Genomic DNA, 15,552 nt, shown 5'->3' on the forward strand with positions numbered 1-15,552 from the left:
ATCAAAACAAAATGTACTCCATTCTGCACGACCTCAATCAGAAACCCGAGCCATTTCCCCGCTACACGACGGACACGCTATGGACCGATCCGTGGATCGCACAGCAAATGCTGAAAACGCATCTGGATCAGGGCACTGACTTAGCCTCGCGCCGGTTTCGGACGATCGACGGTACTGTGGGATGGTTCGAGAGAAAGATTGGCCTGTCGGGTAAGAAAGTCTGCGATCTGGGCTGCGGGCCGGGCCTCTATGCAACGCGCATGGCAGCAAGGGGTGCGCAGGTAATCGGCGTTGATTTCTCGACCGTCTCCCTGAGCTATGCGCGATCGGAGGCCACTTCCCGGAATCTGGATATCGAATACCGGCCAGCCGACTACCTGACCGATGATCTGCCCGGCGAACAGGATATCGTCAGCCTGATCTATTGTGATTTCTGCACCCTTTCTCCCAAGAAGCGGCGCACGCTTCTGAAGCGGATCAAGGGAATGCTGAAACCTGGCGGTGCATTCGTTTTCGACGTGTCCACTACGCCCCAATTCGCAGAGCGGCGCGAAGTCGTCACCTACGCTCGCCGTCCCATGGGGGATTTTTGGTCACCGGACGACCATTTCGGTTTCCAGACCACCTTTCTCTACGACGAGGAAAAGATCGCCCTCGACCGCTATCTGATCGTCGGTCCGGAACGCCAGTTCGAGATTTTCAACTGGATTCAGTATTTCGACCCCGAGACAATCTCAGAGGAATTGCGGGAGGCCGGGCTTGTCATTGAGGAAAAACTCAGTGTCAGGACCGGCGAGCCTTGGACGCCAGAGGCAGACGAGCTTGCCCTTATCTCGCGGGCATAAGGCCACTTCCGTCATCTTTTGGAAAATATGACCGCTCTGTCCGCGCATCGGTCATGGCAAGGCGGTGCGCGAAGCAGGGTGAGGTTTGCATCGCGCAACAAAGAAGGCCGCGCCGGGGGGCGGCGCGGCCAGTTTGGTAGGGAAGGCGAGGTTGGTTCCTCAGCTCTTCAGGAGGAGCGGCATGACTTCCTTGGCGATGGCTTCCACCTGTTCGCGCTCGTAGCGATAGGGCACGAAGATGATCTTCTTGATGCCGGCGTCGATATGCGCCTTGAGCTGCTCGGCGCATTCCTCCGGCGTGCCCATGATGGCGCTGTCGTAGGTGGATTCACTGCCCGCGGAGATGTCCCAGTCGGAATGGAGCCATTCGTTCATGGGCTCCTTCACCTTGTCGCGCGGGCCGACATAGATCGGCAGCTGGTTGAGGCTGATGAGGTCGTCCGGGTCGCGGCCGGCCTCCTCGGCGAACTGGCTGATCTTGGCCCAGGAGCGCTTGAAGCCGTCCGGGGTGTAGAAATAGGTGAGCCAGCCGTCGCCGAGCGTCGCCGCCCGCTTCAGGACGCGATCGACATAGCCGCCGATGAGGAGCGGCGGGCGCGGCTTCTGCACGGGCTTGGGGAACATCACCGCCCGGCGCAGGTTGAGCTCGTCCCATTCGCCGGTGACCTGATCCTCCGTCCACAGGCGATTGAGGATGTCGATGTTGCGGTCCATGATCTTGCCGCGGCGCTCGAAGGGAATGCCGATGGCGTCGAATTCGCGCTTGTACCAGCCCGCGGCGGTGCCGAGCATCAGCCGGCCATTGCTGATCTGGTCGATGGTGGAGAGCTGCTTGGCCAGAATGACCGGGTTGCGCAGCGGCATGACCAGGATGCCGGTGCCGACCTTGATGCGCTTGGTGCGGGCGGCGACGGCGGTGATCAGCGACAAGGAATCCAGGATCGGGAAGTAGGGATCGGTGCCGAGCAGGATGTGATCCCACACCCAGACGGACTCAAAGCCGAGCTCCTCCATATGGACGCCGTAATCGATGATCTCCTGGGCATCCGGCTCGGCCGGGGCGCGCTTGAAGTTGCTCATGGCGATGCCGAAGCGGGTATTCTCGGCCATGGAACGGCTCTCCTTCTCTTGGGGTATGGGCTCTTGCGATACGGGGTTAGCGGTCGGGTCAGGCGGTGTAGAGCCGCTCCGGATCGAGATCGCTCAAGATGGCGAGCTCCTTCTCGGTCGGCGGCGGCGCCACCTTGACGCCCTCTGGCACGATGAGATCGAAGGCCGTGTTGTCCTGAACCTCCTCGGCGGTGACGCCCGGCTGCAGGGCATCGACGCGCATCTGCCGGGTCTTCTCGTCGAAGCCGAGGATGGCCAGATCGGTGACCACCTTCTTGACGCCGCCGAAGGGCAGGCCGCTATCGGCGCGGCTGCTGCCGCCGCTCAAGAAGCCGGGGCTGGTGACGAAATCGACCTTCTCCACGAAGCGGCGCTTCTGATGCTTCATGGCGACGATGATCTCCGACAGGCTGGCGATGTCGTTGCCGCCGCCGGTACCGGGAAGGCGCGTCTTGGGGTTCTCCGGATCGCCGATGAAGGAGGAATTGAGGTTGCCGTAGCGGTCGATCTGGGCGCCGCCCATGAAACCGATATCGACATAGCCGCGCTGCAAGAGCAACAGCACGTCGGTGATCGGCACGAGCATGTTGGCGCGGCGCGTGCAGCGCTGCTCGTTGGTGGAGGGAGGCAGCTCGCCCGGCACGATGAAGGGGCCGATGACGCCGCCCTCAAAGAGGATGGTCAGGCCCGGCGCGTGGGTGCGCTGCGCCAGAGTGGCGGCCAGAAGCGTGATGCCGATGCCGGCAAAGACGATCTGGCCTTCCTCCAGGACGCGCGAGGCCGAGACAGCCAGAAGCTGGCTGGCGGTGTAGTCGCGCTGCGTCGGCGAATTGTCGGTGCTGCGATTGGCAAGATCAGTCGTCATAAACGCTCCTCCCGCGCCGCGTGGCGTCGAGCATCTCCTGGAGCCCCACGCGCTCTAGGTACTCCGTCCAGTTTTTCGGGCCGTAATAGAATTCGTCGAGATATTCCTTCACGCCCTCCTCGCCCTTCGTGGCACTGATCTGCGCGTACATGTCCATGTGCTCGAAGAACGGCTCGTAGGTGCCGTAGCATTCATGCGGGGCGCAGCCGTAGGGCGCCTCCACCACCGCCTCGACGGCGAAGAAGGGGATCTTGGTGTGATCGGGCGCGCGGCGGATCTGCTCGTTGGAGACGATCCGCTCGGTGGTCAGGATGACCTTGTTGGCGGCCATGGCGATGTCGAGGTCCATGAACTGCAGACCGTCGATCTGGGCGTTGCCGTAGCGGTCGCAGCGCTGGACGTGAATGAGGGCCACGTCCGGGTTGAGCGCCGGCACGAGCAGCAGGCGCTCGCCGGTGAAGGGGCACTCCATCTCCTGCGCGTTGTCGACGAGGCCGACGATGTCGGAGCCCATCATGGCGCGCATCGGCATGAAGGGAACGCCCATGGCGCCGGCGCGGTAGCGCAGCCCCATCGCCATGTGGCTCCATTCCTCAAAGCGCGCCCGGCCGGTCTCCGTATAGGCGCGCATCATCTTGGAGATGCCCCAGACGATGCCCTGGCTGAACCAGCTCGTCATGATGTGGTCGGAGATGCCGGACACATAGGCGATGTCGCCCTCGTTGGAGGTGATGGAGCGCGACAGCGTGAGGCCCTGCTTCCTGGCTCGCACCAGGGCCCAGATCATGGCGATCGGGGTGCGCGAGACGGTGCAGCCGCCGACGGCCACGTGATCGCCGTCGTTGACGATATTGGCGGCCTCCTCCAGCGAGATCACCTTCTCGTGCAGGGAGCAGTCGCGCTGGCGCGTGCGCTCCCGCAATTGGGCATATGGAACTACGGTCAAGTTGGCGCTCCCTTCCTGCTCAGGCGGCCCGGCTGAGGCCAGTGTCGTGGTTGATGCGGGTGATCAGCTGGTCGAAGGATTCCAGCTTGTCGTGCAGGCCGCGCCAGAAGGACTGGTCGCGGCGGCGCTCGAAGTCGGCAAGGGCGATGCCCTGCTGCTCCACCCAGGTGTAATAGCCGAGATTGAAGACGCGATCGCGCTCGCGCCGCGTCATCTCCAGAACGTGGTCGGCATCGCCGCCGAGGATGTGGCGGCCGAAGGTCTCGGCGGCATCGACGGCATCGAAACGGCCGCCGAAGCGCTCGGCGAGGCGGGTCTGGCGCTCGCTGGTGTAGAGCTCGGAGCCGTCCGTCGCCACGGTGAGGATCATGTCGGTGGATTTCAGCTTCAGCCGGCGCGCCGTCTTGATGGCGGCCAGCACGTTGCCGATGCCCGACAGGCCGAAGACGTCAAGGCGCGAAAGGGTGGCCGCATCGACGCCGTGCCGTTCGGCGAGATAGGCGCGCCCGGCCTCGCTGTTGAAGAGCACGTGCAGGTCGTCCGTCGCATCGTCGGAGACGCCGACGATGAGGTCGGTGTTGGTGACGTTGTGGATGAGCGGGACGTGCTTGTCGCCGATGCCCTGGATGTTGTGCTCGCCGAAGCCGTTGTAGAGCAAGGTCGGGCACTCGGTGGGCTCCATGACGACGACACGGGCGCCGAAGAGCTCCTTCAGGCGGTCGCCGGCGGCCAACGTGCCGGCCGAGCCGGTCGCGGAGACGAAGGCGGCAAGGCTCAGATCCGGGTCGGTGTCGCGGAAGGCCTCAAAAAGGCTCGCCGCAGCCGAGCCGGTGACGGCGTAGTGGCCGAGATAGTTCGGGAACTCCGAAAACTGGTTGAAGATCATCGTATCGGGCTCGCGCTCCAGCTCAGCGCAGGCGTCGTAGATCTCCTTGACGTTGGATTCAGAGCCGGGCGTGCGGACGATATCGGACGGGTCGGTGACCCATTCCTCCAGCCAGCGGAAACGCTCCGCGCTCATGCCCTCCGGCAGGACGGCGACGCTGCGGCAGCCGAGAATGCGCGAAATGGCGACGCCGCCGCGGCAGTAATTGCCGGTGGAGGGCCAGACGGCGCGCTGCGTCGTCGGATCGAAATAGCCGGCGGCCAGACGCGGCGCCAGGCAGGCATAGGCGGCGAGCACCTTGTGGGCGTGGATGATCGGGAAATTGCGGCCGAGCATGACGACGATGCGCGCATCGACGCCGGTGATGGCCGGCGGCAGCTCGATATGGGCCGGCACGGTCCTGCCGGAAAGCTCCGCCGCGTCGTTGTACCAATGCACGCGGAAGAGATTGCGCGGATCGGCGGCGTCGCGGTCGAGGCCATCGTCGACCGGCTGGGGCGTCACCAGCTCGGCGAAGCGCGGCAGCACCACGCCCCTTTCCTTGAGGTGGGCGACGGCGCGGCGGTATACCGTCTCGTCGACGATATCGTCCGGCAGTTCAAAAGGGCTCACTCAAGCCTCCCGCGTTGTGGCGTGGCCGGCTCGCCGGCACGCCATCTTATACTGTGTTACTAATCTTAGAACCAATTTGCGGCATTCCGCAACCATTGTGTTGCGTTAATGCGGCCGTTGCGTACCTTTCCCGGAGCTTTTCAAAGCTCCGGACCTGGTTCTAAGCGCCAAGATAGGCCTGGCGGATCACCGGATCGTCGGAGAGGGTGGCGGTGTCGCCGCTCTTGGCGATGCGCCCCGTCTCCACCACGAAGGCGCGGCTCGCCAGCTCAAAGGCGGTCATGACGTCCTGCTCCACCAAGAGGATGGTGATGCCATGGCGATTGATCGCCTGCAGGCCCTCGCCGAGCCGCTCAATCAGGCGCGGAGCGAGGCCGAGCGAAAGCTCGTCGATCATCAACAGCTTCGGCCGCGACATGATCCCCCTGGCGATGGCGCACATCTGCTGCTCGCCGCCGGACATGGTGGTGGCGTCCTGCGAGGCGCGCTCCTTGAGGATGGGAAACAGGTCGAAGACGTGATCGAGATCGCCCTCCACCTCCGAGCGGTCGCTTCTGAGATAGGCGCCGAGTAGCAGGTTGTCCTTCACCGACATGCCGCGGAACAGACGCCGGCCTTCCGGCACATGGGCGATGCCGGCGGAAAGCACCGCGTCCGGTCCGGCATTGAGCAGGTTCTCGCCAGCGAAGCGGATCTCGCCCTGGCGCGCCGTGACCATGCCGGAGATGGTGCGCAGAAGCGTCGTCTTGCCGGCGCCGTTGGAGCCGACGATGCAGACGATCTCGCCCTCGTTGACATCGAGGTCGACGCCCCACAGCACCTGCACGTCTCCGTAGCCGGAGGCCAGGCCAGTGACTTTGAGAAGCGGCTCAGGCATGTCCGGCCTCCTTCAGGCGCTTTGCAAATTTCTCTCCGAGATAAGCCTCCACGACGCGTTCGTCGTTGACCACGGCCGTCGGCTCGCCATCGGCGATGAGGGCGCCGTGGTGCAGCACGAGCAGGCGCTGAGAGACCGTCATGACGACCTTCATCAGATGCTCGATGATGAGAATGGTGATGCCGCGGTCGGAGATGGCGCGGATAAGGTCGAGGGCGGCGTCGATCTCGCCGGTGTTGAGACCCGCATTCACCTCGTCGAGCATCAGCACTTTCGGGCTCATGGCGAGGCTCTTGGCGAGCTCCAGCCGCTTGCGGTTGGGCAAGGTGAGGGCGGAGGCCGGCTGGTCGGCGATCTTGTCGAGGCCGACAAAGGCGAGATGCTCGCGGGCATGCTCGCGCGCCTCCGTCAGCCCCTCCGGATCGCCGCCGAAGAGAGCGCCGGCCGCGACATTGTCGAGGACGCTCATCTCCGGAAAGGGCTGGACGATCTGAAAGGTGCGGGCAAGGCCGCTGCGCGCGGCCATATAAGGCTTCTGCCGGGTGACGTCGTCGCCCTGGAAGATCACCTTGCCCGAGCTCGGCCGATGCACCCCGGTGATGAGGTTCACCAGCGTCGTCTTGCCGGCGCCGTTGGGGCCGATCAGCCCGACGATCTCGCCCTGGCGCAGATCGAAGCTGACATCGTTGACGGCGCGAATGCCGCCGAAGGCCTTGGAGACGGCCTCTAGCCTGAGGATTTCGTTGCTCATACCGGCGCTCCGGCGCTCTCGCGCCCTTTCAGTCGGTTGATCATCCTGCGGTAGGAGATCTTCAGAAGACCGCCGGGCAGGAAGAAGATGAGGACGACGATGATGATGCCGAGGATGGCCCGGTTCCAATTGAGGAAGTTGGCCCAGACGAACTCTTCCATGACCACGAAGGCGGCGGTGCCGACAGCGGGGCCGAGCACGGTGCCGGCGCCGCCGAGAAGCGCCATCACGGGCACCTTCACGGTGAGCAGGATCTGGAAGGAATCGGTCGGGTCGATATAGCCGATCCAGGAAGCGTAGACGGCGCCAGCCGTGCCGCAGAGGAACGCGGAGAGGATATAGGCGCTGACCTTATAGAAGGTCGTGTTGACGCCCACCATGTCGGCCGCATCCTCGTTCTGGCGGATGCATTTCAGCCCGAAGCCGAGGCGATGGTTATCGACGAAGGCGGTGAGGGCGAAGGCGATGACCATGAGGCCGAGCATCACCCACAGGAAGAAGGCGCCGACGGTATCGGGGGCCCACATCAGAAGCGGCACATTGAGGCCGTTGCCGCCGCCGGTGACGCCGCTCCAGGAGGAGACGACGAGACGGCAGACCTCCACCACGCCAATGGAACCGATGGCGAAGTAATGGCCGCGAAGGCGCAGCAGGATCATGCCGAGCCCGGCCGCGAAGGCCGCCACGAAAACGGTGGCGATCACCCAGGCAAAGCCCATCGGCACGCCATGCGTCTGGGCGATGGCGCCGGCATAGGAGCCAAGACCGAAGAAGGCGGCCGTGGAGAAGGAGGGATAGCCGGTGAAGCCGCCGATGAAGTTCCAGGAGAAAGCGAGGACGGAGTACATCGCCAGCATGATGGCGGTGCGCACGATGCTGTTGTCGGCGTAGAAGGGCGTCGTTGCCAGAACGACGATCCAGAGCGCGAACAGAGCCAGGCCGAGACGCGACATCATTCGTATCCTTTCACGCCGACGAGGCCGGTCGGCCGGAAGACCAGGAGGACGAGCATCACCACGAAGCCGACGGTGAGCGAATGCTGCGGGCCGAAGACGACGCCGGAGATGCTCTCAATCAGCCCAAGGGCGAGACCGCCGACGAGCGCGCCGGGCACCGAGCCAAGACCGCCGATGACGCAGACGACGAAGGCCTTGCCGAGGAAGATGCCGGTGAGATTGGTGGTGACCGGATAGACCAGGGCGAAGAGCGCCCCGGCGGTGCCGGCCATCAGCGCGCCAATGCCGAAGGTGATGGCATAGATGCGGTTGACCTTGATGCCCATCAGGGCGGCGGCGAAGCGGTCCATACGCACCGCGACGATGGCGCGGCCGATGCTGGAGCTGCGCATCGTCACGAAGAGGAGCCCGGTGAGGAGCAGCGCCAGAGCCATGCCGAGCAGGCGCTCGTTCGGCAGGTAGATGCCGAAGAGGTCAATGCTGCCCAGATCGAGCGTGACCTGGCGCGGCGTCGCGGAGAAATAGACGGTCATGAAGTTGTAGAGGATCATGTCCAGGCCGAAGGTCAGCGTCAGCGTGGTCAGAACCGGCGCGGTCACGACCTTGTTGATGAAGACGGCCTGCAGGAAATAGCCGAGGCAAAACAGAAGCGCGCCGACGACCGGCAGCATCAGGAGCGGGTGCACGCCGAATAGATGCCAGGCGAAGAAGGTGAGATATCCACCGAGGATGATGAAGGAGCCGTGGAGCATGTTGATGACGTTCAACACGCCCCAGACCAGCGAGAATCCTACGGCAAGACAGGCATAGAGTGCGCCAAGCACGATGCCGTTTGCCAGTACCTGCCCGAGGTCCATATCGAGCCTTTCTTGTCTAGCGCTTCCGTTCCGGAATGGCCGCGGATCGCAAGATCCGGACACACCGGGAGCGAGGACGCCCCAGCACAGCGTGGCCGGAGGGGGCGTCCGTCGACGTCATGGGGGAGCGGTTCGCCCGCGCGGCCGAGGGACCGCGCGGGAACGAACGTCACTCGTTCAGCAGCTTGATTTCGGCCGTGGCGATCGATTCCGGATAGAGGACTTCGATATTCTCGCCCTGCACCTGGATGATCGGCAGATCGCGCGCCTGGTTCATGCCGTTCTCGCCGAAGTCGATGGGACCGTAGAAGGTCGTGATCTCGGTACTCGCGAGCGCCTCGCGAATCGCCTCGCCGTCAAGCGAGCCGGCACGCTTCAAGACGTCCTCCAGCATCACCAGGGCACCGGCGCAGGAGCCGTGGATATAGTCGGGGTCCTGTCCGCCGCTCGCTTCCATGAAGTCCTGATAGAACTCGTCGGTCGTCTTCCAGGCGCCTTCGCCCTCGTAATCGACCGAATGGTGCCACCAGGTCTGGCTGGAGATGCCATCGGCGAGATCGCCAAGAGCCTCGGTGAACTCCACATAGGCCGGGCCGGTCACCATCGTGACGATCGGTGCCTTGGCGCCGAGATCGGCGAGCTGACGGCGGATGACGATGAGATCCTGGGTGTAGCCGGAAACATAGATCCAGTCCGGCTCGGCGGCGACGATGGACGAGATGCCGGCGGCGTGGTCCATGGTGCCGACGGCATAGAGCTGGTTGTAGACGATCTCCAGCCCCTGATCCTCAGCCGCCTTGACGGTGGCCTCGGCCATCGATTTCGGGAAGACGTCGTCGCGGCCATAGACGGCCACCGTCTCCAGGCCCGGCACCTTGTCCTTCAGATAGGTGACCATCGCCTCTGTCATATGGGCGTTGGGCGAGAGCGTGCCGAAGAGGTAGGGATTGCCCTGGGTGTAGACGGATTCAGATGAGGCGACGCAGGCGATGGTGGGGATGCGGTAGCGCTGGCCGACAGTGGCGGCGATCTTGGTGTGACCGGAGCCGAAAGGCGACATCAGCACGTGCACGTCGTCTTCGTTGATGAGGCGCTCGGCGAGCTGGCCGGCGCGCGGACCGTCCGTCTGGTAATCGTATTCGATGATCTCGACCGGGTGCTTCTGGCCGTCGATCTCAATGCCGCCGGCCGCGTTCACCTTCTCTTCCCACATCTTGTAGACCAGCTCCTGCTTCTTGCCCTCGTCGGCAAGCCCGCCGGTGAGCGCGAGCGGGGCGCCGATGCGCACGGTCTCCTGCGCGCCGGCGGCAGAGGCGGCCAGTGCGACGGAGACGCCGCAGGTGAGCGCGATCGAGGTTAAGAGCGCAGAGCGCGTTTTGGCGTGGGATGTCTTCAGCATCGTGTTCCTCCCTGTTTCCCATGTGAGGCGGTGGCCGCCCGTCGGCTTCTTTATCGCGCTGGCTGGCTGCCCCGCAGGGAAGCCGACAGGCACGGCGGCCGTCTTTCGAATCCCTGGGGATTCATAAGTGATACTATGATTAGTACCACAGACTGATAATACCTTTTTCACCTCTATAAACAAGGGGGAAGTGTGGTCGTTCTGCGCATATGTTGTGCAGCGCACAGAATGAATGTTGTGCAACGCAGCAAGCCGATGCATCGATACAGGGCGAGGCGTTGCGCGAATTTGGCGCTTGCCATTTTAAGGGAATGGTTCTTAGTGTAGTATCATAGGATGATATAAGGAATGAGCCGTCGACCAGCGGCGGTTCCGGCTGGCGCATCAGGTCCGCAGAGGGCCGAGAGGCCAGTCAAGAAACGACAAGGGAGAACCTCATGCTGTCTCGTATCTCACCACTTCTTGCGACCTGCCTCTTGGCGGTCACGTTGTCCGCCGCTCCGGCGCCCGCACAGGCGGAGACGCTGATCAAGCTCGGGCACGACCAGCCGGAGGACAGCACGCATCACCAGGCGGCCTTGCGCTGGAAGGAACTGGTGGAAGAGCGCACCGACGGCGAAGTGAAGGTGCAGATCTTCCCCTCCAGGTTGCTGGGCAGCGGCACGCAGATGATCGAGCAGGCACAGGCCGGCGCCATCGAAGCGGTGGTCCTGCCGACCGGATGGGCGGCGCCTTTCGCGCCGAGCGTCAGCGTTCTTGACCTGCCCTTCCTGTTCCCGAGCCGCGAGACCACCTACGAGGTGGTGGACGGGCCGGTGGGCAAGAAGATCCTGGAGCCGCTGGAGGAGAAGAACCTCGTCGGCGTCGCCTTCTGGGAGAGCGGCTTCAAGCAGTTCACCGGCACCTTCCCGATTAAGACGCCGGAGGATTACCAGGGCCACAAGATCCGCACCATGCCCTCGGCGGTGATCCAGGAGCAGTTCAAGGCTTTCGGCGCCACGCCGACGACCATCGATTTCGGCGAACTCTACACCGCCCTGCAGCAGGGCGTGGTCGACGGCCAGGAGAACCCGATCGCCACCATCGCCGCGATGCGCTTCTTTGAGGTGCAGCCGAACATGACGCTGAGCGACCATGGCTTCCTGGCCTATATCTTCATGTTCAACAAGAACTTCCTGGAGAGCCAGCCGGAGGAGGTGCGCGAGGTTCTCGTCAATGCCGCGCAAGAGGCGGCCGAGTATCAGCGCGAGATCATCCAGGAGGCGGAGAAGAAGCATCTGGAAGCCTTCCGCGAGGCGGGCGTAGAGATCTACGAGCTGAGCGAGGAACAGCGCGCCGCGTTTGAGAAGGCTTCAACGCCCGTCTATGAGTGGTTCGCCGAGGAATATGGCGGCGAAACCCTGCAGATGGTCCGCGATGCCGTCGACGAGATCGAGAAGGCGAAGTGAGGACGCCGAAGCGGAGCTGAAGCGTCATGCGTGAGACCGAGCCGGCCGGCGGCAATATCTTCGCGCGCGCCGACCGGCTTCTGAGCCGCGCCGAAGCCATCTTCATCGGCGCGGCGATCTCCTTCTGCAGCATCCTGCTCTTCACCAATGTGGTGCTGCGCTACGTCTTTCTCGCCCCGATCTCCTGGGCGGAGGAGCTCAGCATCTATCTGCTGGTGTGGATCGTCTTCGTGGGCGCCAGCGTGGCGTTTCGCACCCACAGCCACATCGTCGTCGACATGCTTCCGCGCATGTTGCCGCCCGCCGGCCGGCGCATCGTGGCGATCCTGGCCGCGACGGTCACGGCCGCGTTCCTGGCGGTGTTTCTCTATTACAGCGCCCAGCACACCCTGAATGTGCGCGCCCTTGGCCAGCTCACGCCTGTCATGCAGGCGCCGATGTGGCTGACCTACCTCGCCATGCCGGTGGGTTCGGCGCTGATGCTGATCCGCAACCTGCAGCTTCTCGCCATCCTGGTGCGAAGCCGGGCCGACGAGGAGGCCTATGTCGGCGCCATTCGCGACTGAGGCGACCATGCGGCAGCGGGAAGGGGAGGCAAAGCCAGCGACATGACCGTCCTGCTTGTCCTCGGCCTCCTCGCCCTCGGGCTTCTTCTGACGGTGCCGATGTTCGTCGTGCTCGCCGGCACTTCGTTCGTCACCTTCTGGCTGACCTCGCCGATCCCGCTCTCCATCCTGCCGCAGCGCGTCTTCGCCGGCATCGAGAGCTTCGCGCTGCTGGCCATCCCGTTCTTCATCTTCGCGGCCAATATCATGGGCCGCGGGGGGCTCTCGGCCCGGCTCATCAACTTCATGCAGACGCTGGTCGGGCATCTGCCGGGCGGGCTCGGCATCACCGTGGTGCTGACCTGCGTGATGTTCGGCTCCATCACGGGCTCCAGCGCCTCCACCATCGTGGCGGTCGGCACCATCCTCTATCCGGCGCTCGTTCAGGCCGGCTATTCGGAGCGCTTCGCCATCGGCGTCGTCACCGCCTCGGCGCTGATCGGCATGATCGTGCCGCCGAGCAACGCCATGATCGTCTATGGCTCGGTGGCGAATGTGTCGATCGGCGCCCTGTTCATGTCGGGTATCGGGGCGAGCCTCGTCTTCACGACGATCTATTGCGGCTATTGCGTCGCCTGGGCGACGGCGAACGGCGTGCCGCGGACGAAGCGCGCCACCTTCCGCCAGGTGGTCGACGCCACCCTCGATGTCGTCTGGGGCATCGGCATGCCGGTCATCATCCTCGGCGGCATCTATGGCGGCGTCTTCACCGCCACGGAGGCGGCGGCCGTCTCCGTCATCTACGCCGCCTTCGTGTGCTGCATCGTCTACCGCCAGCTCGACCTGAAAGGGCTGTGGGACGTGGCGGTGGAATCGGCGCTCGCCAGCGCCCGCATCCTCATCATGGTGGCGGCCGCCAAGCTGTTCTCCTGGCTCTTGACCATCTCCGGCGTCGCCGCGGCCGTCGCCGAGCCGCTGACGGCGATGCGCGACGACCCGAACATGCTGCTCGCGCTCGTCAACGTCATCACCCTCGGCTCGGGCATGTTCATCGACGTCTTCTCCAACATCCTCATCATCGTGCCGGTGATCTTGGCGACGGTGATGGGCGCGGGCATCAGCGGCACGCATCTGGGCATCATCATGGTGGTCAATGCCGATATCGGCAATGTGACGCCGCCTTTCGGGCTCAACCTGTTCGTCGCCAGCGGCACCTTCAACCGCTCCTATGGCAGCGTCGTTCTCGCCGTCCTGCCATGGCTCGGCCTGGCGCTGATTGCGCTCGCCATCATCACCTACATCCCCGAAATCAGTCTTTGGCTGCCGCGCCAACTCTACCCGCAGGTCCAATGACCCGGCCGCCGCGACGCCGCGGCGGTCCCGCCCCCCACCCCCCAGACATGGAGCACTTCATGACGACCGATTTCCGCCAAGCCATCGTCGACAAGATCGACGAGAATCGCGATTACGCGATCGAGTTCCTGCGCCAGATGATCTCGATCCCGAGCGTGACCGGCGACGAGGCGGCGATCCAGCGCTTCGTGGCCGAGCATATGCGCAAGGTCGGACTGGAGGTCGATATCTGGGAGACCGACTGGGAGGAGCTGAAGAAGCATCCCGGCTACCGCCCGGTCGCGCGCGGCTATGAGAACCGGCCGAATATCGTCGCCACCGCCAAGGGCAGCGGCGGCGGGCGCTCGCTCCTGCTCAACGGCCATACCGACGTCATCCCGGTCGGCGACGGCAGCGGCTGGAGCGACGATCCGTGGAGCGCGGCCGTGCGCGAGGGACGCATCTATGGCCGCGGCTCGGCCGACATGAAGAGCGGGGTGGCCGCCCATATCCTCGCCGTGGAGTTCCTGAAGAAGCTCGGCCTGACCACCAAGGGCGATGTCTATATCAACGTCGTCATCGACGAGGAGGTGAGCGGCCACGGCACGCTCGATACCGTCATTCGCGGCTACAAGGCCGATGCCGGCATCTCCGGCGAGACTTCCGACCTTGCCGTGCAGCCGGCCTGCATCGGGCGCATCTGGTTCGAGATCACGGTCCAGGGCAAGCCGGCGGGCGTGCAAAAACGCTACGAGGGCGTCTCCGGCATCGAGCTCGGCTACAAGATCGTCAAGGCGCTGCAGGAGCTGGAGGACGAGCGCGTCGCCACCGTCACCCATCCGCTCTATCCGAACGCGCTCGATTCGCTGCCCTGCCTCATCGGCTCCTTCCAGGCCGGCGCCTATCCGAGCGCCTTTCCCGACAGCGCCGTCTTGCGCGGCTCCATCGGCACGGTGCCGGGCGAGGACCATGAGGGCGTCAAGCAGAGCCTCGTCGACAAGATCGCCGAAGTCGCGAAAACGGACGAATGGATGAAGGACCATCCGCCCGTGGTGCGCTTCGTCGGCTACGATGCGGAGGCCTCCGAAATCGCGCAGGACCATCCGATCGTGGAGACGCTCTGCCGCGTCTATAAGGAGCATACCGGCAAGGACCCGGAGATCTCCGGCCGCCAGGGGGCCGCCGATACCCGTTTCCTCAACAAATACGCCGATACGCCGACGGTGATCTTCGGCCCCGGATCGACCTCCGTCATGCATGCCAATGACGAATATGTCTCCATCGAGGATTACATCGACGCCATCAAGGTGATGGCGCTCACCATCGCCGAATGGTGCGGCGTGGAAGAGCAGCGCGGCTGACGGCCTCGCCGCCTATCCGCCTTGCGATAGGGCCAGGATCCGTCAGGCCTGAGGGGCGTCGCCTCGCCTTGACGGGATCCTGGCCTTTCTTTGCCGATAAGAGGGGTGCCGACGACAAGCGCGCGGCCAGTCCTGCAAAGGCGGGTGAAATCGCGCTCCAACTCCGGTTAAAGCCGTTCTGCGGGTGGGCGCAGATGGTCTCGATCGCCCGGTGAACGTCCCGCTATCGCTTGGGGGCTCGGCAGGAAGTCCTGCAACGAGCGAGCCTTAAAGGCTCCAATAGGTTGTGCCTTTGGCGATCTGTTCGGGGCCGAGGGCGGATTTGACGTCGATGACGACGCCGCCCTGGCGCAGGCCGGCGGTGAGCCTCTCGGCCGGCTGATCGAGATAGGCGCGGTGCGGCACGGCGAGGATGAGCGCGGCAAGGTCGGTCATGGCCTCGGCGGGCTGAAGCTTGAGGCCGTATTCGCGCTCCGCCTCGCCGGCATCGGCGATCGGATCGTGCACCAGCGGCCTTGCGCCGTAGTTCTTCAGCTCCGCGAGGATGTCGGGCACGCGGCTGTTGCGCAGGTCCGGCACGTTCTCCTTGAAGGTCAGGCCGAAGACGCCGATGCGCGCGCCCTGGATCTCGCCGCCGCCGGCCGCGATCAGCTTGACCGTGCGCTCGGCGATGAAGCGGCCGATGGAATCGTTGATGCGCCGGCCGGCGAGGATGACCTGCGGATGGTAGCCGAGCTGCTCGGCAAGGGCGGTCAGGTAATA

The 15,552-nt window shown here is 64.3% G+C and carries 15 protein-coding genes; 5 read left to right on the forward strand and 10 right to left on the reverse strand.

The genetic code is table 11. From position 1 onward, the window contains the following. Positions 1-11 precede the first annotated feature (11 nt). A complete protein-coding gene (locus Q331_RS0110540) occupies positions 12-845 on the forward strand; it encodes a class I SAM-dependent methyltransferase (protein ID WP_026380653.1) in 834 nt (277 codons plus the stop codon). Between the two features lie 159 nt (positions 846-1,004). Here Q331_RS0110540 and Q331_RS0110545 read toward each other — a convergent pair whose 3' ends face one another. The 9 genes from Q331_RS0110545 to Q331_RS0110585 all read right to left on the reverse strand — a co-directional run bounded on the left by Q331_RS0110545 (position 1,005) and on the right by Q331_RS0110585 (position 10,104). Then, positions 1,005-1,955: an LLM class flavin-dependent oxidoreductase gene (locus tag Q331_RS0110545; protein WP_026380654.1), complete on the reverse strand. Its 951-nt coding sequence runs from the start codon at positions 1,953-1,955 to the stop codon at positions 1,005-1,007. Positions 1,956-2,013: 58 nt separating this feature from the next. Further along, positions 2,014-2,820: a 3-oxoadipate--succinyl-CoA transferase gene (locus tag Q331_RS0110550; RefSeq protein ID WP_026380655.1), complete on the reverse strand. Its 807-nt coding sequence runs from the start codon at positions 2,818-2,820 to the stop codon at positions 2,014-2,016. Then, positions 2,810-3,766, reverse strand: coding sequence for a CoA transferase subunit A (locus Q331_RS0110555; RefSeq protein WP_026380656.1), 957 nt, complete (start codon positions 3,764-3,766; stop codon positions 2,810-2,812). The genes Q331_RS0110550 and Q331_RS0110555 overlap by 11 nt, the downstream gene beginning before the upstream one ends. Before the next feature lie 19 nt (positions 3,767-3,785). Next, on the reverse strand, positions 3,786-5,264 hold the full coding sequence (locus Q331_RS0110560; protein WP_026380657.1) for a pyridoxal-phosphate dependent enzyme: 1,479 nt from the start codon (positions 5,262-5,264) through the stop codon (positions 3,786-3,788). 160 nt (positions 5,265-5,424) lie between these two features. Beyond that, positions 5,425-6,141, reverse strand: a complete 717-nt coding sequence (locus tag Q331_RS0110565) for an ABC transporter ATP-binding protein (RefSeq protein WP_026380658.1) — start codon at positions 6,139-6,141, stop codon at positions 5,425-5,427. Then, entirely contained in the window at positions 6,134-6,892 is a 759-nt protein-coding gene (locus Q331_RS0110570; protein ID WP_026380659.1) for an ABC transporter ATP-binding protein, read from the reverse strand. Before Q331_RS0110570 ends, Q331_RS0110565 begins: the two co-directional genes overlap by 8 nt. Further along, positions 6,889-7,845: a branched-chain amino acid ABC transporter permease gene (locus Q331_RS0110575; protein ID WP_026380660.1), complete on the reverse strand. Its 957-nt coding sequence runs from the start codon at positions 7,843-7,845 to the stop codon at positions 6,889-6,891. The genes Q331_RS0110570 and Q331_RS0110575 overlap by 4 nt, the downstream gene beginning before the upstream one ends. Beyond that, positions 7,845-8,705, reverse strand: a complete 861-nt coding sequence (locus Q331_RS0110580; RefSeq protein WP_026380661.1) for a branched-chain amino acid ABC transporter permease — start codon at positions 8,703-8,705, stop codon at positions 7,845-7,847. The genes Q331_RS0110575 and Q331_RS0110580 overlap by 1 nt, the downstream gene beginning before the upstream one ends. Positions 8,706-8,874: 169 nt before the next feature. Further along, a complete protein-coding gene (locus tag Q331_RS0110585) occupies positions 8,875-10,104 on the reverse strand; it encodes an amino acid ABC transporter substrate-binding protein (RefSeq protein WP_034491809.1) in 1,230 nt (409 codons plus the stop codon). Between the two features lie 437 nt (positions 10,105-10,541). Here Q331_RS0110585 and Q331_RS0110590 point away from each other — a divergent pair, with 437 nt between their 5' ends. Genes Q331_RS0110590 through Q331_RS0110605 form a run of 4 tightly spaced genes read left to right on the forward strand, consistent with a single transcriptional unit; the run spans position 10,542 to position 14,790 of the window. Continuing rightward, positions 10,542-11,552, forward strand: a complete 1,011-nt coding sequence (locus Q331_RS0110590) for a TRAP transporter substrate-binding protein (protein WP_026380663.1) — start codon at positions 10,542-10,544, stop codon at positions 11,550-11,552. A gap of 26 nt (positions 11,553-11,578) precedes the next feature. Then, entirely contained in the window at positions 11,579-12,118 is a 540-nt protein-coding gene (locus Q331_RS21085) for a TRAP transporter small permease (RefSeq protein WP_051631021.1), read from the forward strand. 42 nt (positions 12,119-12,160) lie between these two features. Continuing rightward, positions 12,161-13,450 (forward strand): TRAP transporter large permease, encoded by a 1,290-nt coding sequence (locus Q331_RS0110600; RefSeq protein ID WP_026380664.1) that lies wholly within the window; start codon positions 12,161-12,163, stop codon positions 13,448-13,450. 59 nt (positions 13,451-13,509) lie between these two features. Further along, positions 13,510-14,790, forward strand: a complete 1,281-nt coding sequence (locus Q331_RS0110605; protein WP_026380665.1) for an ArgE/DapE family deacylase — start codon at positions 13,510-13,512, stop codon at positions 14,788-14,790. Positions 14,791-15,057: 267 nt separating this feature from the next. Here the strand turns inward: Q331_RS0110605 and Q331_RS0110610 are convergent. Beyond that, on the reverse strand, positions 15,058-15,552 hold a 495-nt coding region (locus tag Q331_RS0110610; protein ID WP_026380666.1), incomplete at its 5' end, for a UDP binding domain-containing protein.

It is taken from the genome of Afifella pfennigii DSM 17143, assembly GCF_000688515.1.
GTDB classification, from domain to species: domain Bacteria; phylum Pseudomonadota; class Alphaproteobacteria; order Rhizobiales; family Afifellaceae; genus Afifella; species Afifella pfennigii.